This is a genomic window from Chryseobacterium sp. GP-SGM7, assembly GCF_049166575.1.
Taxonomy (GTDB): domain Bacteria; phylum Bacteroidota; class Bacteroidia; order Flavobacteriales; family Weeksellaceae; genus Chryseobacterium.
Genome location: NZ_JBMHFF010000001.1, coordinates 1,569,315 through 1,589,193 on the forward strand (window position 1 = coordinate 1,569,315; position 19,879 = coordinate 1,589,193).

19 protein-coding genes are annotated in these 19,879 nt (G+C 33.1%); 6 read left to right on the forward strand and 13 right to left on the reverse strand.

Going from position 1 to position 19,879, the window contains the following annotated elements:
• Positions 1-12 precede the first annotated feature (12 nt).
• From ACOOWA_RS06975 to ACOOWA_RS07005, 7 genes are all read right to left on the reverse strand, one after another.
• Positions 13-3,159 carry an efflux RND transporter permease subunit gene (locus ACOOWA_RS06975; RefSeq protein ID WP_421374146.1) on the reverse strand — a complete coding sequence of 1,049 codons (3,147 nt, stop codon included), beginning with the start codon at positions 3,157-3,159 and terminating at the stop codon, positions 13-15.
• Position 3,160: 1 nt separating this feature from the next.
• Positions 3,161-4,345 carry an efflux RND transporter periplasmic adaptor subunit gene (locus ACOOWA_RS06980; protein WP_421374147.1) on the reverse strand — a complete coding sequence of 395 codons (1,185 nt, stop codon included), beginning with the start codon at positions 4,343-4,345 and terminating at the stop codon, positions 3,161-3,163.
• Positions 4,346-4,347: 2 nt separating this feature from the next.
• Positions 4,348-4,803 carry a transcriptional regulator gene (locus ACOOWA_RS06985; RefSeq protein WP_421374148.1) on the reverse strand — a complete coding sequence of 152 codons (456 nt, stop codon included), beginning with the start codon at positions 4,801-4,803 and terminating at the stop codon, positions 4,348-4,350.
• A gap of 123 nt (positions 4,804-4,926) precedes the next feature.
• A complete protein-coding gene (locus ACOOWA_RS06990; RefSeq protein WP_421374149.1) occupies positions 4,927-5,445 on the reverse strand; it encodes a GNAT family N-acetyltransferase in 519 nt (172 codons plus the stop codon).
• 401 nt (positions 5,446-5,846) lie between these two features.
• Positions 5,847-6,077 (reverse strand): DUF2007 domain-containing protein, encoded by a 231-nt coding sequence (locus tag ACOOWA_RS06995; protein WP_421374150.1) that lies wholly within the window; start codon positions 6,075-6,077, stop codon positions 5,847-5,849.
• A gap of 62 nt (positions 6,078-6,139) precedes the next feature.
• Complete coding sequence (gene lat, locus ACOOWA_RS07000) at positions 6,140-7,465, reverse strand: L-lysine 6-transaminase (protein WP_421374151.1); 1,326 nt, start codon at positions 7,463-7,465, stop codon at positions 6,140-6,142.
• A 30-nt stretch (positions 7,466-7,495) separates the two neighbouring features.
• On the reverse strand, positions 7,496-9,046 hold the full coding sequence (locus ACOOWA_RS07005) for an aldehyde dehydrogenase family protein (RefSeq protein ID WP_421374152.1): 1,551 nt from the start codon (positions 9,044-9,046) through the stop codon (positions 7,496-7,498).
• A gap of 136 nt (positions 9,047-9,182) precedes the next feature.
• Between ACOOWA_RS07005 and ACOOWA_RS07010 the strand changes: the two genes are divergently transcribed.
• Complete coding sequence (locus ACOOWA_RS07010; RefSeq protein ID WP_421374153.1) at positions 9,183-9,377, forward strand: hypothetical protein; 195 nt, start codon at positions 9,183-9,185, stop codon at positions 9,375-9,377.
• Between the two features lie 49 nt (positions 9,378-9,426).
• On the opposite strand, the gene ACOOWA_RS07015 is transcribed toward ACOOWA_RS07010, so the two are convergent.
• The 3 genes from ACOOWA_RS07015 to ACOOWA_RS07025 form a co-directional block, all read right to left on the reverse strand.
• On the reverse strand, positions 9,427-9,615 hold the full coding sequence (locus ACOOWA_RS07015) for an Arc family DNA binding domain-containing protein (protein ID WP_421374154.1): 189 nt from the start codon (positions 9,613-9,615) through the stop codon (positions 9,427-9,429).
• A 159-nt stretch (positions 9,616-9,774) separates the two neighbouring features.
• A complete protein-coding gene (locus ACOOWA_RS07020; protein ID WP_421374155.1) occupies positions 9,775-10,653 on the reverse strand; it encodes an SPFH domain-containing protein in 879 nt (292 codons plus the stop codon).
• A gap of 559 nt (positions 10,654-11,212) precedes the next feature.
• On the reverse strand, positions 11,213-12,928 hold the full coding sequence (locus ACOOWA_RS07025) for a helix-turn-helix domain-containing protein (protein WP_421374156.1): 1,716 nt from the start codon (positions 12,926-12,928) through the stop codon (positions 11,213-11,215).
• 240 nt (positions 12,929-13,168) lie between these two features.
• Here ACOOWA_RS07025 and ACOOWA_RS07030 point away from each other — a divergent pair, with 240 nt between their 5' ends.
• Positions 13,169-13,492 carry a hypothetical protein gene (locus tag ACOOWA_RS07030; RefSeq protein WP_421374157.1) on the forward strand — a complete coding sequence of 108 codons (324 nt, stop codon included), beginning with the start codon at positions 13,169-13,171 and terminating at the stop codon, positions 13,490-13,492.
• A gap of 559 nt (positions 13,493-14,051) precedes the next feature.
• Here the strand turns inward: ACOOWA_RS07030 and ACOOWA_RS07035 are convergent.
• Both ACOOWA_RS07035 and pdhA read right to left on the reverse strand, forming a co-directional pair.
• On the reverse strand, positions 14,052-15,665 hold the full coding sequence (locus ACOOWA_RS07035; protein ID WP_421374158.1) for a 2-oxo acid dehydrogenase subunit E2: 1,614 nt from the start codon (positions 15,663-15,665) through the stop codon (positions 14,052-14,054).
• Between the two features lie 89 nt (positions 15,666-15,754).
• The gene (gene pdhA / locus ACOOWA_RS07040) at positions 15,755-16,756 is read right to left on the reverse strand and encodes a pyruvate dehydrogenase (acetyl-transferring) E1 component subunit alpha (protein WP_421374159.1); all 1,002 of its coding nucleotides are present in this window, start codon (positions 16,754-16,756) and stop codon (positions 15,755-15,757) included.
• A gap of 126 nt (positions 16,757-16,882) precedes the next feature.
• Here pdhA and ACOOWA_RS07045 point away from each other — a divergent pair, with 126 nt between their 5' ends.
• Together ACOOWA_RS07045 and ACOOWA_RS07050 are read left to right on the forward strand one after the other, a co-directional pair.
• Positions 16,883-17,530, forward strand: coding sequence for a phosphatase PAP2 family protein (locus ACOOWA_RS07045; RefSeq protein ID WP_421374160.1), 648 nt, complete (start codon positions 16,883-16,885; stop codon positions 17,528-17,530).
• Positions 17,531-17,578: 48 nt separating this feature from the next.
• Complete coding sequence (locus ACOOWA_RS07050; RefSeq protein WP_421374162.1) at positions 17,579-18,052, forward strand: BlaI/MecI/CopY family transcriptional regulator; 474 nt, start codon at positions 17,579-17,581, stop codon at positions 18,050-18,052.
• 114 nt (positions 18,053-18,166) lie between these two features.
• Here ACOOWA_RS07050 and ACOOWA_RS07055 read toward each other — a convergent pair whose 3' ends face one another.
• Positions 18,167-18,544 carry an RNA recognition motif domain-containing protein gene (locus tag ACOOWA_RS07055; RefSeq protein WP_421374164.1) on the reverse strand — a complete coding sequence of 126 codons (378 nt, stop codon included), beginning with the start codon at positions 18,542-18,544 and terminating at the stop codon, positions 18,167-18,169.
• A 256-nt stretch (positions 18,545-18,800) separates the two neighbouring features.
• Here ACOOWA_RS07055 and ACOOWA_RS07060 point away from each other — a divergent pair, with 256 nt between their 5' ends.
• Together ACOOWA_RS07060 and ACOOWA_RS07065 are read left to right on the forward strand one after the other, a co-directional pair.
• Positions 18,801-19,202 (forward strand): acyl-CoA thioesterase, encoded by a 402-nt coding sequence (locus tag ACOOWA_RS07060; RefSeq protein ID WP_421374165.1) that lies wholly within the window; start codon positions 18,801-18,803, stop codon positions 19,200-19,202.
• The gene (locus ACOOWA_RS07065) at positions 19,199-19,759 is read left to right on the forward strand and encodes a helix-turn-helix domain-containing protein (RefSeq protein WP_421374166.1); all 561 of its coding nucleotides are present in this window, start codon (positions 19,199-19,201) and stop codon (positions 19,757-19,759) included. Before ACOOWA_RS07060 ends, ACOOWA_RS07065 begins: the two co-directional genes overlap by 4 nt.
• Positions 19,760-19,879: the final 120 nt, after the last annotated feature.

Sequence of the window (19,879 nt, forward strand, 5' to 3'; positions counted from 1 at the left end):
CTTAGAGATTTCTTATTCAGCTAAATTGATGTCTTTTGGTTTGATAGGTTTAATTTTCTCCTGCAAAGTCTGGAAAACCACATACAAAACAGGAATTACAAAAACACCTAAGATTGTACCTATTAACAATCCAATTGAAGCACCTGTTGCAATTGATCGGTTACCGACTGCACCGATTCCGCTTGCTAAAACCAATGGTAATAAACCGAAGATAAATGCTAATGAGGTCATCAAAATAGGTCTTAATCTTGCTTTAGCTGCATTAATGGCTGATTCTACAATGGTTTCGCCATGATGTCTTCTCTGAACTGCAAATTCAATAATCAAAATCGCATTTTTAGCTAATAATCCAACCAACATGATCAATGCAATCTGGAAATAAATGTTGTTCTCCAATCCCATTATTTTCTGTCCGAAATAAGCTCCCATTACCCCAAGTGGAAGCGAGATTACTACAACTAAAGGTAAAATATAACTTTCGTACTGAGCAGAAAGAATGAAATAAACAAATACTAAACTCAAAGCAAAAATCAATAAAGTCTGCGAACCTGAACTTAATTCTTCTCTTGTAAGACCTGTAAACTCAACATCATAATTCTGATCTAGTGTTTCATTAGCAACTTGCTGAACTGCCGTAATCGCATCACCGGAACTAAATCCTGCTTTGTTGGCTCCTGTAATTTTTACCGAAGTAAAGAGGTTGTAACGTCCAACAGATTGAGGTCCGTACGTTTTAGTCAAAGTTACAAACTGTGAAATTGGCGACATTTCCCCAGAACTTGTTTTTACATAATATTTGTTAAGATCTTCCGCGCTTACTCTGTTTTCAGGAAGTGCCTGAATCATTACTCTGAACTGTTTTCCGTATTTGGTAAAGTCAGCACCATAAATTCCACCAATATAGCCCTGCATTGTTGACAAAATATCATTTACGGAAACCCCTTTCTGCTTCGCTAACGGAACATTTATTTCCATCATATATTGCGGATATTTTGTATTGAATGAAGTCTGAGCAAATTCAATTTCAGGTCTCTGCATTAAATTCCCGATAAATTCATTCGTTTTAGCATCAAGCTGAGCAAAATCGCCACCGGATTTATCTAAAAGAACCATCTCAAAACCTGCACTGTTACCAAAACCTGGTACACTTGGTGGTTGGAAGAATACTACTTTAGCATCCGGAACTTTTCCTGCCAAGCCAAACAATCGTTTTGTAATCTCATCAGAAGATAAACCGTCTCCTTTTCTGTCGTCAAATGGTTTTAATTTAACGAAAGCAAGACCGTTGTTACTTCCGTTTCCGGAAAGCAATCCTCTACCTGTTGAGATTGTCACATTCTGAATTCCCGGAATTTTAAGCGCATCTTTCTGCAAAGTTTTCAGAACATTGTAGGTTCTTTCCATTGAAGCTCCAGGAGGAAGCTGCACATCAGTAAAGATAATTCCCCGGTCTTCTGTCGGAACGAAACCTTTTTTCATGCTTCCGTTTGCCCAATAAATAATCCCACAAGTCGCAATAAGAATTATTACCGTAACCCATTTATGCTTAATTAAGAAATTAAATCCTCTACCGTAACGTTCTGTAGCAGTTCTAAATCCTATATTAAATTTATAAAAGAACTTCTGAATGAAATTTTTATTTTTATAATCTTCGTGATGCTCTTCGTGAGGTTTTAAAAATAACGAACATAAAACCGGACTCAAGGTCAAAGCATTAATTGCAGAAATAATAATAGCAATAATTAAAGTAATCCCAAATTGCTGATAAAATACACCAGTTGGACCCGTAATAAAGGTCACCGGGATAAATACTGCTGCCATCACCAAAGTAATAGAGATAATCGCTCCGGTAATTTCGTCCATTGCTTCAACGGTAGCTTTTTTCGCATTTGAAATTCCTTGTTCCATTTTTGCGTGTACAGCTTCGACGACGACAATTGCATCATCGACCACAATACCAATTGCCAATACCAAAGCAAATAGCGTTAGTAAGTTTAAAGAATATCCAAATAAATTCAAGAAGAAAAATGTTCCTACAATAGAAACCGGAACCGCAATTGCCGGGATCAATGTTGATCTGAAATCCTGTAAGAAGATATAAACCACGATGAAAACTAAGATAAATGCTTCTATCAGCGTATGAATTACTTTTTCAATTGATGCATCCAAAAACTCATTGGTATCAAAGTTAAAAGTATATTTTACCCCTTCAGGATAAGTACTTTCGTTTTCTTTCAGCTGTTTTTTAATGTTTTCAATAATTTCCTGAGCATTTGATCCCGGAGTCTGGAAAACACCCATACTGATGGAAGGATTGTCTCCGTTTTCACCAACTCCTGAGTACGAAAGTCCGCCTAATTCAACTTTAGCAACATCTTTTAACATTAAATTCTGTCCGTCCGGAAGAGATTTAATGATAATATCATCATATTGTTCTTTTTCACTGAATTTTCCGACATATTTGATAATATATTCGAAAGAACTTCCGCTGTTTTGACCCAAAGATCCAGCAGCGGCTTCTCTACTCTGATCGTTGATTGCGTTTGTAACTTCGGTGGGTGTAATTCCGTAAGCTGCCAATTTCGCAGGATCCAACCAGATTCTCATGGAATAGTTTTTCCCACCAAAAACGTTGGCTTCACCTACTCCATTAATTCTTTGAAGATTAGGGATAACGTTAATATTCAAAAAGTTCTGAAGATAAACATCATCAATATTCTTATTTTCAGAATAAAACGAAAGGTACATCAATGCACTGGTTTGCTGCTTCTGAGTAACAACACCGGCTCTTGTCACTTCACTCGGAAGTAACGGGCTGGCTCTTGACACACGGTTTTGAACGTTTACTGCAGCAATATCTGCATCTACACCTTGTTTAAAGAATACCTGAATCTGAGCTGAACCATCGTTTCCTGCTGTTGATGTAATATAATCCATCCCTTCAACACCATTGATCTGTTCCTCCAAAGGAACAACAACACTCTTCATCACAGTTTCTGCGTTTGCTCCGGTATAATTGGCTCTTACACTCACCGTTGCAGGTGCAATGTCTGGATATTGAGTCACCGGAAGCGCCGTCAATCCCAAAACACCGAGTATCACGATAAGAATAGAGACTACAGTGGATAAAACCGGTCTGTTAATAAAGTTTTTTATCATTTTAGAATTTCGGTTTTACTGATTGTACTAAACTGTCCATTTTTATTTCTTTCTGTTTCACTGCTGTTCCAGGTTTGATATTTCCTGTTCCGGCTGCGATAATTTTATCACCTTTTTTAACACCAGATTTTATTAAAGCTAAATTGTCTATTCTTTCGATTACTTCAACAACTGCATTTCTAACAGTATCTTTTTCAACTTTATAAACGTAAACAATACCTTGCTGCTCGTAAGTAGAACTTTCAGGAACAACCAAAACATTATCATAATTTTTAGGGAATCTTATGCTTCCGCTATTTCCGTTACTTAAAAGTTTTTGAGCATTTTTAAATGAAACTCTAAACTGAATAGTTCCTGTTGTCGGATCAATAGAACCGGTAATAGCTTCGATTCTGCCTTTTTCAGGATAAATACTTCCGTTTGCCAACTGAAGTTCAACCATTGGAAGATTTTTTATTTTTTCTGGAACGCTTGCTCCTACTGATTTTTCAAGGAAATCGAAATACTCTTTTTCATTCATTGAAAAATAAGCAAATATCTCTGAAGTATCTGAAATCGTAGTTAAAGCAGTTTGATCAGTTGGACCTACCAAACTTCCGACTTTCAACGGTAATTTTCCTATAACACCGGAAATAGGCGCACGAATGATAGAATAATCAACGTTTGCTGCTGCTCCTTTGTAATTTGCATTAGCCTGCTCTCTCGCTGCAATTGCTTGCTGAACCTGAGCTTGAGCCTGAGAAAGATTTGCCTGTGCCGTCTGAAGCTGAATATTACTGATGATATTTTTTGCAACCAAAGGTTTTAGTTTATTTACTTCAACCTGAGCTGCACTTACCGCTGCCTGAGCTGCTGCAATATTAGATTGTGCCGCTCCAACTCCAGCTTTTGCTGCTGCAGCTGTTTCGTTTAAAGTGTTGGTTTCCAAACGGAATAAAGGCTGTCCTTTAGTCACATACTGACCTTCATCCACCAAAACCTGGGTAATGTAACCTGAGATTTTTGCTCTTACGTCATTATTTACTCTACCTTGAATAGTTGCCGGAAAAATATCGTATCCTACAACATTTTTATTTTCTACCGAAACGACAGGAAAAGTTTTTGGCCCATCCTGTTTCGGAGCTTCTTTTTTGCAGGCAGTCAGTGAAAATGCTGCTACAGAAAATAGTATAAGCTTATTTGTCATTTTTATAATTTATTAAGAGATTCCTGAATATTTGATATGCTTTTGTTTAAAAGAGCTTTATAAGCTTCATTTCTGTCATCAGTATCTTTGTGTTCCGTTTTTCTGAAATTTTTAAGATCATCTAAAAGTTTCAATTCATCCTGCATTTTCTGAACTATTTTTTCAAATCTTATTTTCTTGTAATCATCGTTTGCGAAAAAATATCTTTTTCTCTCGTCCATTTTATTAACGTCGATGATTAGTTCTGCATTAAGAAGTACATTTAGACTGGTAGAAACTGAGCTTTTACTCGCTGAAAATACTTCCACAAACTCATCAAAAGTAATTCCCACCTTATCAAAATCGAAAATCAGGTAGGAATAAATTTTTGAAGCCAAAGGTGGCAGATTGAGAATAGTACCGTAAAACTTCACAGCATCCTGAAATATTTTCTCATCTACTTCCAGACTTTTTTTCATTATAAAATAATTTTCAACAAAAGTAAAAATTAGTTCGGAACTAAACGAACAAACTTAATAGAGTTTATAAATAAATAGTTTCTTAAAGAATCAATGAAAGTGCATTTAACCTTTCACGTTTTTTTAAATCAATACTTTTTCGAATGCTTTTCTCACTCCACCTGCAAGAAAAACTTCTCCGCAATACGTATATCCTTTTGATTCTAAAATTTTAAGCATTGCAAGGTTATCATAATTTGTATCAACTTTTACACTTAAGACATTCTGAGACTTTGTAAAATCTTCGATATAATCAAAAAGCTTTTTTGCAAGACCCTGTCCTGCGAATTTTTCGGAAACTGCTACTCTGTGAACGACCACAAATTCCCCATTCGTTAACCATTCTCCTTCAATCGTGCTATAAGCTGGTTCATCATTAAAAATTAGTGCTACATAAATGGCAACTTCATGATTAACTGTAAGAACATATCCGAATCCCTTTGCTACGTCATTTTCTATGGTTTGCAGATTTGGATAACCATTTTGCCATTGTTGGCTTCCATCTATTCTCCTTCTTTCGACCGACTGTTGAATGATTTCCCATATGATGTTAATATCCGATGATTCTGCTTTTTTAAATTGGATTTCGTTTTTATCAATCATAAGAAGTTTTTAGTAAGGAATTTAAAATTGGGAATAACATAATTAATGCCAAAAGTTATTGATCATAATTAATGGTCAGTTTAAAATTCTAATTTTTATTTTAATATTTTATGATTAGAGATATTAGCTACATAAAGTTTATTAATAAAATTTAAAATAGATGTCCGTAAATAGTAATAATTTGGTTTTAACGGTTTCTTTATCATTCTGAAGAAATCTGAATATACTGGAAATAAAGTATTTTAGATTTTTAAGAAATGACAAAATGATCGCCGATTTTAACTTTATATTTAAGCGGACATTCATCAGTTTTAAATATCTTTTAATAAAAAAACCGAAAATTAACATGAATTAATTTTCGGTTTCGAAGTAGTAAAATTTAAAATTATGAAATTGTTTTTTTATTGATTCTGATTTTGTTGAAGATAAGCATCTATAACGTCAAATGCTTTCTTTTCGTCCTGCAAATCTACCATTACTTTTAAAGTTGTTGCCGTAGGTGTTGTTGTAAAAGTAAGATAATTATTTTCTACATTATTCGTGATCTGTGCATCTTCTAATTTTGATTTTATCAACTGTATTTCTGCAGGCTTGTCACTTTCAAAAACTGATACTCTCGTGTTTCTTTCCATATAAAATCCATTTTGAGTATCTAAATTTAGAATTTTTTTTTCAGAATTCCAAATTTACAGTTTTAAATCTTATCAATATTATTTTCAATTTTATCTAAAGCAATCTGAATTTCCTCTTTCGTAACATTCAAATGCGGCCTGAAACGGATGGATTGATCGCCACAGGAAAGGATAATCAAACCGTCGTTATACAGTACATTTCTGATGTGATCTCTTTGCTCTCCGGAAGGCAAATCTATTGCACACATCAGACCTTTTCCTCTTGCATTAGACAGTTTTTCAGGAAATTTCTGAGCTAAATTTTGCAGACCTTCCAAAAGATATTCACCAACAATATTGGCATTTTCTAAAAGATTTTCTTTTTCAATCACCTCCATTACCAATTGGAAACGGAGCATATCTATTAAATTACCCCCAAAAGTAGAGTTGATTCTTGAGCTTTCACGGAAAACATTATTAGGGATCTCATCAAACTTTTCTTTGTTTGCTAAAACTCCGCAAACCTGGGTTTTTTTACCGAAAGAAATAATATCCGGTCTTACACTCAGATGTTCAAATGCCCACATTTTACCGGTGATTCCGATTCCTGTCTGAACTTCATCAAAAATCAACAGAACTTCATGCTCATCACAGATTTTTCTTAGACCAACAAAGAATTCATCTCTGAAATGATTATCGCCACCTTCAGCCTGAATCGGTTCTATAATGATACAGGCCACTTTATTAGGCTTCGAAAGAATGGCTTCTGTAATCTGAAGTAAAGCTAAATTTTCGTTTTTAATGGTTTCCTCTAAATTTTCTTCCGTAATCGGGAAATTCAATTTGGGATTCAAAATTCTTGGCCAGTCAAACATCGGAAAATATTGATATTTTCTTGGGTCTGAAGTATTTGTTAAACTTAATGTATAACCGCTTCTTCCATGAAAAGCCTGTCTGAAATGAATACAGATTCCGGCTTCCAAATCTAAGCCTTTTTCGAAATTTTTTCTTGTCTTCCAGTCGAAACACGCTTTCATAGCATTTTCAACAGCTAAAGCTCCGCCTTCAATAAAGAAAGCATATTGCAATTCTTTAGGCAAAACCACTCTTTCGAAAACATCAAGAAAATGCGCATATTCTTTTGAATAAACATCAGCTAAAGTCGGTTTGTTGACAGCCATTTTTCCCAGCCATTCAGATTTTTCAACCAAATAAGGATGATTATAACCAATTGAAGCTGAGCCGAACATTGAAAACATATCAAGGAAATTTTTTCCCGAAACCGAATCGTGAATCCATGATCCGTGAGAGTTTTCAATATCCATTACAAAATCAAAACCGTCTGCCAAAACGTGCTTTCCAACGGTTTCTTTTATTTTATTTGACTGAATTTCTAATATATTGTCCATATAATTGTGATTGAAAGATTTAGAACTTATTTACAAATCAAATTTAATTCCCTGAGCTAATGGAAGACTTGCCGTATAATTGATGGTATTTGTCTGTCTTCTCATGTAGTATTTCCAAACATCAGAACCAGATTCTCTACCGCCTCCAGTTTCTTTTTCACCACCAAAAGCACCACCTATTTCAGCACCGGAAGTTCCGATATTTACATTGGCAATTCCGCAATCTGAACCTGCATGAGAAAGGAATAATTCTGCTTCTCTTAAATTCTGAGTCATAATTGCTGATGATAAACCTTGTGGAACATCATTCTGAATTGCAATGGCTTCTTCCAGCGTGGAATATTTAATTAAATATAAAATCGGTGCAAAAGTTTCGTGCTGCACGATTTCAAAAGAATTTTTAACTTCAGCGATGCATGGTTTTACATAACACCCAGATTCATAGTTTTTTCCTTCTAAAACCCCACCTTCAACCACGAATTTCCCGCCTTCTTTCTTACATTTTTCAATCGCTAATTCATATTGATTAACTGCTTCAACATCGATCAGCGGACCAACGTGCATATTTTCGTCTAACGGATTTCCGATTTTTAACTGTCCGTAAGCTTTTGCCAGACGGTTTTTCACTTCGTCATAAACAGATTCATGAATAATCAATCTTCTCGTAGAGGTACATCTTTGTCCTGCAGTTCCAACGGCTCCGAAAACAGCTCCGATAATTGACATATCCAAATCGGCATCTTTAGAAATAATGATGGCATTATTTCCCCCCAACTCTAAAATTGACTTACCAAATCTTTCCGCCACTTTAGATGATACCATTCTTCCGACTCTTGTAGAGCCTGTGAATGAAACTAAGGCAACACGTTTGTCATCAACTAATTTTTGTCCGATCGTGTGATCTGCAACCAAAACACTTGAAATTCCTTCAAATATATTATTTTCTGCCAAAACTTCATTCATAATATTTTGACAGGCAATTGCACAAAGCGGAGTTTTTTCTGATGGTTTCCAGATGGTAACATTTCCACAGATCCAAGCTAAAGCCGTATTCCAGGCCCAAACTGCAACCGGGAAATTGAAAGCGGTAATAATGCTTACAATTCCAAGCGGATGATATTGCTCGTACATTCTGTGACCCGGTCTTTCAGAATGCATTGTGTAGCCGTGAAGCTGTCTTGATAAGCCTACTGCAAAATCGCAGATGTCGATCATTTCCTGAACTTCACCAAGACCTTCCTGCAGAGATTTTCCCATTTCGTAAGAAACCAATTTTCCAAGATCGTCTTTATATTCTCTTAATTTTTGTCCGAGTTGACGTACGATTTCGCCCCTTTTCGGCGCAGGCATTGTTCTGAATTCTAAGAATGCTTTCTGAGCAGATTCTATTACTTTGTCGTAATCTTTTTCGTTCGACAATTTTACTTTTCCGATTAATCTTCCGTCTGCCGGAGAATAACTTTCTATAGATTTTCCTGATGCAAAGAATTTTCCACCAACGGAAGTTCCCTTATTTTCATCTTTAATTCCTAATTTTTTTAATGAATTTTCAATTCCGAAATCTTTGATTTTTTTTGACATAAAAATTTAACTTTTCGTTTTGCCTAAGATAGAAAATATTACTCAACTGAAAAATTTTAATTTTTTTTAACCTATTTCTTATTTGGAATCATTTTAAACATGCTTATCTTTGTGTATCAATATTTACTATACTGAAATGGAAAATAAGGAAGTTTTAAACGAACAAAATGCAGAAAAAAGTACAAGATGGAAGAAAATGCTGAAAAAATTCGGGATTTGGGGAATTGTATTTTTTACGGTAAAGGGAATTATCACTTCTACTCTAATTTATTTCATGGGTAAAAATTTCTGGAGCATTATAAGTGGCTATTTTACCGGAACTGCTGAATAAAAAAAGCAAAGAAACTATTCTCTGCTTTTAATTATTTTAAAATTGTATTTTATTCTTTTTTCTTTCTTCCTGAATTATTTAAACTCTGATTAAGAAGATATTCAATTTGTCCGTTGACACTTCTGAATTCGTCATTTGCCCATTTTTCAAGAAGTTTATAGGTAGACTCATCTATCCTTATCACGAAAGATTTTTTGCTTTTGTTTTCTGGAGAGTTTTGAGCTTTTTCTGATTTCATTTTCTTGTTTTCTAGTCGGAAATTTCTTTTAACGCAAAGGTCGCAAAGATTTTTTTCTTAAATTATTGAGAATATTTTTCGTTCGCAAAGGCGCTTCGCTCAGCAAAGACTTTTATTTAATGATAAATTTTATTATTAATCTAAGTCTAAGCCTAAACCTTAATTATACAACGTTCCGGCATTTAAAATGGGTTGTGCTGCTTTTTCACCACATAAAACGACCATTAAATTACTTACCATAGCTGCTTTTCTTTCGTCATCTAGTTCAACAATATTCTCTTCTGAAAGTTTCTTTAGGGCTAAATCTACCATTCCCACTGCACCTTCCACAATTTTTGTTCTTGCTGCTACAATTGCCGTTGCCTGCTGTCTTTGAAGCATTGCTCCTGCAATTTCTGATGCATAAGCTAAATGAGAAATTCTTGCTTCCTGAATGATAATTCCGGCTTTTGAAAGTCTGTCTGTCAATTCCTGTTCAAGGATTGAATTGATTTTATCTCCACCTTCTCTTAATGTAATCGGGGCATGATCGTCTTCCAGATTATCATACGGAAAGCTCATCGCCAGATGACGAACTGCCGCTTCACTCTGCATTTTCACAAAATCCGAATATCTTTCCACGTCAAATGCAGCTTTGTAAGTATCTCCTACTTTCCACACCATTACGACTGCAATTTCAATAGGGTTACCCATTTTATCATTCACTTTCAAAGTTTGCCCCTGTAAATTTTCAGAACGCAACGACATTTTTTGCGATGAATATAACGGGTTGATGAAGAACATTCCGTTGTCTTTCACTGTTCCTACATATCTTCCGAAAAAATTGAGAACTCTTGAATGGTTGGGCTGAATAATCATTAGACCCTTTAATAAAAAAAAGGTGACAAAAAATGCAATAATCGAGATGATAATGTAAGTGATATCTACATTTTCACCATCATTAATTCCATAAATAAAAAGATACGCTGAAACTCCCAATAAGATTAAAGATAGTATTAACGCCAAATAACCTGACATTGGTTTTAAAACTTTTTCCATGATTGTAATTTTTAAAATGATATTATTTTGATATCATAAAGATATGTATAAGTTTTGAATTATGAATTATATTATGAATTGAATTTCAGAAAATTATTTCAGAAAAAAATTAGTAAAATGTTCCAAACTTACGTAGTTAATTGCGGATAAATTCTACTGAGAATCTGAATAAATGCATAAAAATGAATAATAGCTGTAAAATAATCAATTAAAATTTATTTTAAAACAAAAATTATAAGTTTCTGAAAAATAGTTGATTAAAAATTAATTGATCGGAAAATTTGTTTAAGCTCTGTCAATATTTATAAATGCTACCCACAATAAATTGCAATTGAAATTATATGATAATATATTTGTTACAGATAAAATGAGACACTTAATCATTCAGATATAATAACTTTTCATCATTCAGTTTTCATGTAGAAAATCAGGGTTCTGACAATCTAGGGAAAAGAACCCTGTTCTCTACAATTTTAAAAGACACCATATTTACATTTATATTAATAGAAAAATAGAACCTCAATTGAGGTTCTATTTTGTTTTATAATATTAAATAGGATTATGAATTATTCTGATCTTCCAGTTCTTTTATTCTTTTCTTAATAAAATCGGCAGGCCTTATTCCGTTCTGCTCTAGGAAAATATTAGAAAAACTTTGTCTGTTACTAAAACCGGCAGCAGAAGCAATATGTTCGATTGAATATTTTCTCCATTCCTTATCCTGATAAATTTTTTGAGTGGCAAAGTTGATTCTTAAAACATTAATATAAGTATTGAAGTTACTTCCTTTGTATTCGTTTATGACCTGAGATAAGTAGGAAGTATTTGTTTTAAATTGTTCAGCAAGTTTTTTAAGAGTAATACCCTGTTCAAGATAGCCTTGATTTTTCTCGAATGTATGAATATCATTAAGAAGCTTTTCTACGATACTGCTATCAAATTTAATACTTTTATCATTTGAATCAGAAGAACTTGATATTTCAGGTTTTATCGGAACAGAAACAATTTCCGGGCGACTGGTTTCTTCAAGTTTAACAAGTAAATCTTCGTAGATTTTTTGAATATTTTTTTGTTTTCTGATTCTATAATAAATAACAAATCCAAGTGCAATAATTATTGCCAGACAAATAATGATAAACAATTTGTTGTACGAATTGGACTTTTCAAGATTTTCCTTTGTTTCCAGAAGCATCTTAGTATCATATTCTTTGTAAATTCGAGTTGAAAGATGTTTGAAGTCTGATGCAATAACGCTGTCAACTTTAAGAAGCTGATTGGTATAATATAATTCTTGCTTATGATTGTTATTCTTTTTATAATATTCAATCAATTCTTCGTAATTGCTTCTGAGCTCAGGAAGAATAAATTTATTTTTATTAAATATGGAATCAACTTTAGTGTAATTTTCTACTTCAAGTTTTTGATTACCTAAAAGCTCATAACTCTTTCCTTTATAGAAATATATGTATGATGCCCAGGTAAAATCATTTACTTTTATAAGTTCGGGAAGTGCTAAATCAAATTGGGTAATAGCAGCGGTGTAATTTTTATTTTTAAACTCAGATACTCCTAAACTCTTTTTGAAATAACTACTCTCCAGGTAAAAATCTTTTGTTTTAGGTATTTTTTTAGCAACAATCTTTAACAGTTCTGTAGCTTCCTTATTCTTGCCCAGATTCTGGTAGCATATAATTGCCTGATGTATGGAATTTAAATAGCCTTTAGTATTATTGAAAACTAAATTTTCCTTTATATTACCATTAATTTTAGTTTCAAAAAAATCTATACACTGTTCAAATATCTCTAGTGCTTCATCATAATAGCCTAAATAACTTTTTACTACACCGATATGATATATATTTCTATATTTTAAATATTCATTTTTAGAATCTTTTAAATATTCATATGCTTTTAAATATTCATCTAAAGCAAATTGAAATTTTCTCTGATTAAAATAATATATGACTCCTTTTGTTAAAAATGCATCACCTATCAGATCATTATTCTTTGAATTTTTGGCGGCAACAATTGCACTATCTGCATAAATAATTTTTTTATTTTCAGAATATGTAATTGCATCTTTGTAAGCCTGAAAAAGTTCGGGAAAGTTTTTTTCTGATTTTGCTCTTTTAATGTATTGATTAATATATACTAAAGCTCTAGGGTCGTTCTCCTCATAAACCCAATATTTCTCCCTAATATTCGAATAAAAATCCTGCGAATAGAGTATTGCAGATATAAGGCAGTAAAAAACTATAAAAAATCTTTTGATCATCGGATATTTCCTAAGAAATTTTATTCAAAAATACATAAAATCTACATACTATAAGCTATTTTAGTGAGATGAGTTTAATTTAATTAATCAACAACGAATCTGATTGTGTTTCAAACATATTTTTATTTTATGGTAAAAATTTATAAATCGAACCATCATAAGTTTGTAATATATATCTATTTTTAAGTACTTTCGGACATCTAAATTAAGTATAGTCTCAATCATTAATCCTAGAATAAAATGAAAACAAAATTAATCGCAATAAGCTTAATTGCTATTGCAATCTGTAGCACTGCATGTAGGCAGACAGATAACAACCTTTTAGAAGATGACATACAGTCAGCCGTACAATCAAATCAGACTGAATCTCAAAATTCCAAAAATGATTCTTTGGCAACGGAACCTCCCAAAGATGGTTCTCATTGGAGAGCTACAGATTCAACCACAGTAACAACGCCTCCAAAGAATATTATTTTAAAAGCAGATTCTATAAAATTAGATGCTAGTGTTGACAATGGACCAAAAGAACCTCCAAAGGATGGAAGTCACTGGAAAATAAAATAATTTAAAACACCTATTGCAAAATTGCAATAGGTGTTTTTTTTAATTCAATAATTTCAACAAATCTAATTCTAGTAGATTATTATTTTTGTATTATTTGATTTTACATTTATCACATGGTCTTTCATCATTTTATCTATATCCAAAGGTTTTCCGTTTTCATCAATCATTGTTATTTTGTGTTTCCGGTATCATTTGTCGAATATCTTTTGTAGGATTATTTCCAGAATCGACTACATGTTTTTGTAGAATCTTTTATGACTTTATACTCATAAGAAAAACGTTGATTTTTTGCCGAAAATAGAATACTAAGAAGAAAGAATTCTCAGAATCTTCATAAAGATTTTTTACTAAAGTAAACCTTTTATCCTACTTAATAATATTTTTATCTATTTTTTAGGAATAATAATTTTCATAAAATTTAGTTTCAATACATTCTATAAATATTGAGTGACTTTAATTTTACGTTTAAATTATTAAAATTAGCAAATTCAAAAGCAGCAATTGACATTGAATAAAAAACCTCTCAAAAAGAGAGGTTTTAATGCTTAAATTTCAAAAGTTACAGTAACAGAGTTAAAGGGCTTTCTAAATATGTTTTTAATGTTTGTAAGAACTGAGCACCAGTTGCACCATCTACTACTCTATGGTCACAAGCTAATGAAAGCTTCATAATATTTCCAACCACGATTTGCCCATTCTTAACAATTGGTTTCTCAATAATTGCACCCACCGAAAGAATTGCAGCATTGGGTTGGTTAATGATACTTGTGAAAGTTTCAATTCCAAACATTCCTAAGTTGGAGATTGAGAATGTAGAACCTTCCATTTCGTTTGCTTTAAGACCTTTAGATTTTGCTCTTCCAGCCATATCTTTTACAGCAGCTGAAATCTGAGTGTAACTCATCTGATCTGTATTCTTAAGAACCGGAACAACCAATCCGTCAGGAATTGCAACCGCAACACCAACGTTGATATTTCCTCTGTGAATTACTTTATCTCCTGCCCAACTGGAATTTACTTGCGGATGTTTTCTCAAAGCAATCGCAGTCGCTTTAATCACCATATCGTTGAAGGAAATTTTAGTATCTGGTAAAGAATTGATTTCTTTTCTTGCTTCAATTGCTTTATCCATGTTGATCTCTACCATCAGATAATAGTGAGGCGCAGAGAATTTACTTTCAGAAAGACGTTTTGCAATAATATTTCTTACCTGAGAGTTTGGAGTCTCAGTATCTTCACCCTGAACAAAACTCAATGCAACTTGCGCCGCGGGATTTACAGTCGGAACTGAAGAAGAAGGTTTTGCAGATGGTTGATAATTTTCAATATCTTTTTTCACAATTCTTCCATTTTCACCTGAACCTTGTACGGAATTGATGTCAACACCTTTATCCTGTGCCATTTTTTTAGCTAAAGGAGAAATTGCTATTCTGTCTGACGAAGAAGTATTTGCAGTTGGTGCAACCGATTTTTCTTCTGTTTTAGTTTCATTTTTTTGTTCAGCAGGTTTATCTGATGATTTTTCAGCAGTTTTTGGAGCACCAACCGAAGAAACATCTGTTCCTTCAGGTCCGATAATTGCCAAAACTGTATCTACGGGGGCAGCGCCACCTTCCTCAACACCTTGCTTTAAAAGGATTCCGTTGAATTCTGATTCAAAATCCTGTACAGCTTTATCGGTTTCGATTTCAGCAAGAAGATCACCTTCTTTTACTGTATCTCCTACGTTTTTGTGCCATTTAGCAACCTTTCCTTCTGTCATTGTATCAGAAAGACGAGGCATTGTAATCACTTCTACTCCAGCAGGGACTTCTGCAGAAGTTTGCTCAACACTGGTAGATTCATTTTCAGTTTTAGACTCTTCTTCAGATTTTTTTTCTTCAGAACCACTTGCTGAGGCTGTAGTTCCACCTGTTAATCCAGAAATATCTTCACCTTCGTTTCCGATAATAGCCAAAACTAAATCTACAGCAGCTGCTGAACCTTCTTCAACGCCAATGTATAAAAGGGTTCCTTCAACTTCAGATTCAAAATCCTGCACTGCTTTATCAGTTTCGATTTCAGCTAAAATATCTCCTTCTTTTACCTTATTTCCTACTTTTTTATGCCATTTAGCCACTTTCCCTTCCGTCATTGTATCGGAAAGACGTGGCATTGTAATCACTTCTGCCATAATATATATTGATTTGAGATTTGAGATTCGAGATTTGAGATTAGGGAAACTCAAATTCAAACATCAAATTAATTATTAATTATTATTTTTTAGTTTTCTAATTTATCTAAGAACGGATAGTTTTCCTGAGCATATACATACTCGTAAACTTTCTCTACATCTGGATATGGAGAGTTTTCCATAAATTCGATACATTCTTCTACAAAATCTCTAGATTTGTTATCTGTAGCTTCCAATTCTTCTTCAGTTGCCCAATTATTAGCCAAAATTCTTTGCTTAATTAATTCAATCGGGTCATCATTTTTATGAATTGCAACTTCTTCTTTAGATCTGTAAGGTTCAGCATCAGACATTGAGTGACCTCTGAAACGGTATGTTCTCGCTTCGATAAAAGTTGGCCCATCACCTCTTCTTGCTCTTTCAATAGCTTCGTAAGCAGCTTCAGCCACTTTCTCAGGATCCATCGCATCTACAGCAAGACATGGCATTTCGTAACCTAAACCTAATTTATAGATATCTTCGTGATTGGCAGTTCTTTTTACAGAAGTTCCCATCGCATATTGATTGTTTTCAACAACAAATACTACAGGAAGTTTCCAGTTCATTGCCATATTGAAAGTTTCGTGAAGTGAACCCTGTCTTGCAGCACCATCTCCGAAGAAACAGATATTTACTGCTTTTCTGTCGAAATACTGATCTGCGAAAGCAATACCTGCTCCCAAAGGAATTTGTCCTCCAACGATACCATGACCTCCATAAAAACGGTGTTCTTTGCTGAAAATGTGCATAGATCCACCCATACCTCCGGAAGTACCCGTAGCTTTACCACAAAGTTCTGCCATGATTCTTTTAGGATCTACTCCCATTGCCATTGGATGGATGTGACATCTGTATGCAGTGATCATACTGTCTTTTGTTAAATCCATTGCATGCGTAAAACCTGCAGGAATAGCTTCCTGACCGTTATACAAATGTAAAAAACCTCTGATTTTTTGTTTTAGATAAAGAGAACGGCATTTGTCTTCAAACCTTCTCCACATTGTCATATCTTCATACCACTTAAGGTATATCTCTTTAGAAAATTCTTTCATGTGCGAGCTTCTTGCTTATTTATTATGAAATAGTTGAGCAAAAATATAAAAAAAACTTCGTTTTTATTATATGCACAGCAATAGTTTTTTTACTTATAATGTTATATTTACATTTTAAACTACTTTATGGAAGGAAAAAAGACTTCATCTATACATATTGTCTCAAGAATTATCTCAGATTTTTTTAATCCTTTAGTTTCCTTGGTCATCTATTTTGTGTATTTCAGTATTCATAATTATACTTTTAAAGAAGCTTTTACACACTTTTTACCTATTTTACTCATTACCATTCTTCCTGTAATTTTTTGGATTGTCTGGAACGTAAAGACAGGCCGATACACCAATATGGATGTTTCAAACAGAGTTCAGCGGAAAACACTTTATATTTTTATTGCGGTATGTATCATTTCATATTTAGCATTTAATTATATAAAGAATGGATTCATCGATTTTGTCATGTTATTTATCTTAATTCTTTTGTTTGCTTTACAATTCAGTAATTTATATATAAAAAGCTCCATGCATACAGCATTTAATGTTTTTGTAGCAGCATTATTTTTCGCTTTTGATATGAAAATTGGTTTTGGTTGGCTTGCAATCGCAGTTTTAGTAGGAATTACGAGAATAATTTTAAAAAGACACACCGTAAAAGAAGTATTTATGGGTGCAGGAATCGCTGTTTTGGTTTCTTTTATTTATCTTTATTGCAACAATAAATATCAGCGTAACGATATACCCACAGAAGTGATTCCTGTGGAGACAACTATTAAATAAATAATTCTGCAAAACGCTACTCTATTTTTACTAAATTTAAATTCGAATATGAAAATAAATCACCTTACCTCTGCCGAAGAAAATCTCATGAAGCTGTTTTGGAAGCTTGAAAGTTTTTACTTAAAAGACGTGATGGAGCAACATCACGAACCAAAACCCCATCAAAATACAGTATCAACCTATTTAAAAATATTGGTTGAAAAGGGATATCTTTCAACAGAAAAAGAAGGGAGAATTTTTAAGTATTCCGTAATTGTACCTTTTGACGATTATAAAAAGTTTTTACTGAAAGAACTTTCATCTCAATTTTTCAATAATTCAGGCAAAGAAATTTTAGAATTTTTATTTAACGAAAATATGATTTCACAAAAAGACTTACAGTCTTATTTTGATTTAAAAATTGAAATGAAACCTGTGAAAACAAAAGAACCAAAATTAGAATACGCAGAAGAAATTCTGAATCCTAAAAAAGATAAAAAAGGAAAAGATAAGAAAAAAAAGAAGAAAAAAAATGATGATTAGTTGATGGTTGTTAGGTTTTTGTTGTCAGAAAAACATTAGCTAAAAATCTCGTACACCAATCAATTTCAAAAAATAATGACATAAAAAAAGCGGCTTAGAAGCCGCTTCAATTTTTTACCAACGGTTTCCACCGCCACCGTTACCTCCACGGTTGTTGTTTCCGTAACCACCTCCAGAGTTACCTCCTCCACGGTTGTTACCATAACTTCCACCACCGCTTCTGTTATTATCAAAGCTTCTTCTTGGTTTTTCTTCTCTTGGCTTAGCCTCAGACACGTTAAGAATTTTCCCGTTAAGTTCTTTTTGGTTAAGAGCTTCAATAGCTTGAGCTCCTTCTTCGTCACCCATTTCGATGAAACCGAAACCTCTAGAACGACCAGTTTCTCTGTCTGTTACGATTTTAGCAGATGATACATCGCCAAATTCTGCAAATAAGTCGTGCAACTCGTATTCTTTAGTTGCGTAATTGATGTTTGAAACAAAAATGTTCATTTTAAAAAAAATTAAAAATTAATATAAGTCTTGGTATATAAAAGAAAAGCAACATAATAAATGAACATGATATTGATTCCAAATATAAACAGGTGCAAGATACAATTAAAAACAATAAATCAAAACATTTTAAACATTTAATTCAAATCTCTTCTAAACTATTCAAAATACTCCTGAAATAGACGATTTTTCATTAAATATTTATTTGAAAAATTCTTTTTTTAAAGCTAAATTTGTACTGAAAACATTATAAAACATGAATTATCATACTAGAAAATGGGTAAAGCCCGAAGATTTGAATCCCAATCAGTCACTTTTCGGAGGAAGATTACTGCAGTGGATTGATGAAGAAGCTGCTTTATACGCTGTTATTCAGCTCGAAAACAAAAAAATCGTCACCAAATTTATATCAGAAATCAACTTTGTAAGTTCAGCAAAACAAGGCGACATTATCGAAATCGGAATTGAGGTTACAAAATTCGGTTCAACTTCTCTTACTCTTGCTTGTCAGGTGAGAAATAAAATGACGCATCAAACCATTATTACTGTTGACAGAATCGTGATGGTGAATCTTGATGAAGAAGGAAATCCTGCTCCACACGGTAAAACTCAGGTTGAATTTGTAAAAGACAGAATTAAACCTAAAGAAGAATTATGAAAATCTTCGTAAAAAATATGGTATGCGAAAGATGTATTTCTGCAGTGGCCCATATTTTTGATGAATTCGATATAAAAATCACTAAAATCCGTTTAGGTGAAATAGAAACTGGTGATGAGATTTCCAAAAAAGATCTTCATTCAATAGAAACTCGTTTAATCGAAACAGGTTTTGAAAGAATCAAAGACATTTCTCACCAACTCGTCGATAAAATCAAAAATTTAATCATCGTCAAGATCGGAAAATTGGATATTGATGAAAATTTTTTGTTGTCTAAATTTTTAAGCTCTGAACTAAACAAAGATTACAGTTCTCTTTCTAAAACCTTTTCGCAAAACGAAAATATTACCGTAGAACAGTTTTTCATTCTTCAAAAAATTGAAAAAGTAAAAGAACTGTTACTTTATAATGAATTTAATTTAACAGAAATTGCAGGAAAATTAGGCTATAAAAGTGTGCAGCATTTATCATCGCAATTCAGAACAATTACAGGCTTCACTCCTACCGAATTTAAAAAACTGAAAGTTCACAACAGAAAACCGCTGGATCAGGTTTGAGATTTTTAGCGTTGTAGCATATTTTGAGTTTCAGATAAGTTAAAAAATAACATTTTAATCTAAAATTTTCCCACTCTCCAACACAATAACCTCCAAAATATTGTAAACATTATCCCTAAA

Excerpts from the sequence above, each read along its gene's own strand:
- ACOOWA_RS07015 (WP_421374154.1), bottom strand. The coding sequence starts at position 9,615 with ATGAAATCAGAAAAAGCTCAAAACTCTCCAGAAAACAAAAGCAAAAAA.
- pdhA (WP_421374159.1), bottom strand. The coding sequence starts at position 16,756 with ATGAAAGAATTTTCTAAAGAGATATACCTTAAGTGGTATGAAGATATG.
- ACOOWA_RS06995 (WP_421374150.1), bottom strand. The coding sequence starts at position 6,077 with ATGGAAAGAAACACGAGAGTATCAGTTTTTGAAAGTGACAAGCCTGCA.
- ACOOWA_RS07020 (WP_421374155.1), bottom strand. The coding sequence starts at position 10,653 with ATGGAAAAAGTTTTAAAACCAATGTCAGGTTATTTGGCGTTAATACTA.
- ACOOWA_RS07035 (WP_421374158.1), bottom strand. The coding sequence starts at position 15,665 with ATGGCAGAAGTGATTACAATGCCACGTCTTTCCGATACAATGACGGAA.
- ACOOWA_RS07065 (WP_421374166.1), top strand. The coding sequence starts at position 19,199 with ATGAAAATCTTCGTAAAAAATATGGTATGCGAAAGATGTATTTCTGCA.
- ACOOWA_RS06985 (WP_421374148.1), bottom strand. The coding sequence starts at position 4,803 with ATGAAAAAAAGTCTGGAAGTAGATGAGAAAATATTTCAGGATGCTGTG.
- ACOOWA_RS07050 (WP_421374162.1), top strand. The coding sequence starts at position 17,579 with ATGAAAATAAATCACCTTACCTCTGCCGAAGAAAATCTCATGAAGCTG.
- lat (WP_421374151.1), bottom strand. The coding sequence starts at position 7,465 with ATGGACAATATATTAGAAATTCAGTCAAATAAAATAAAAGAAACCGTT.
- ACOOWA_RS07045 (WP_421374160.1), top strand. The coding sequence starts at position 16,883 with ATGGAAGGAAAAAAGACTTCATCTATACATATTGTCTCAAGAATTATC.
- ACOOWA_RS07030 (WP_421374157.1), top strand. The coding sequence starts at position 13,169 with ATGAAAACAAAATTAATCGCAATAAGCTTAATTGCTATTGCAATCTGT.
- ACOOWA_RS06975 (WP_421374146.1), bottom strand. The coding sequence starts at position 3,159 with ATGATAAAAAACTTTATTAACAGACCGGTTTTATCCACTGTAGTCTCT.
- ACOOWA_RS07055 (WP_421374164.1), bottom strand. The coding sequence starts at position 18,544 with ATGAACATTTTTGTTTCAAACATCAATTACGCAACTAAAGAATACGAG.
- ACOOWA_RS06990 (WP_421374149.1), bottom strand. The coding sequence starts at position 5,445 with ATGATTGATAAAAACGAAATCCAATTTAAAAAAGCAGAATCATCGGAT.
- ACOOWA_RS07010 (WP_421374153.1), top strand. The coding sequence starts at position 9,183 with ATGGAAAATAAGGAAGTTTTAAACGAACAAAATGCAGAAAAAAGTACA.
- ACOOWA_RS07025 (WP_421374156.1), bottom strand. The coding sequence starts at position 12,928 with ATGATCAAAAGATTTTTTATAGTTTTTTACTGCCTTATATCTGCAATA.
- ACOOWA_RS06980 (WP_421374147.1), bottom strand. The coding sequence starts at position 4,345 with ATGACAAATAAGCTTATACTATTTTCTGTAGCAGCATTTTCACTGACT.
- ACOOWA_RS07060 (WP_421374165.1), top strand. The coding sequence starts at position 18,801 with ATGAATTATCATACTAGAAAATGGGTAAAGCCCGAAGATTTGAATCCC.
- ACOOWA_RS07005 (WP_421374152.1), bottom strand. The coding sequence starts at position 9,046 with ATGTCAAAAAAAATCAAAGATTTCGGAATTGAAAATTCATTAAAAAAA.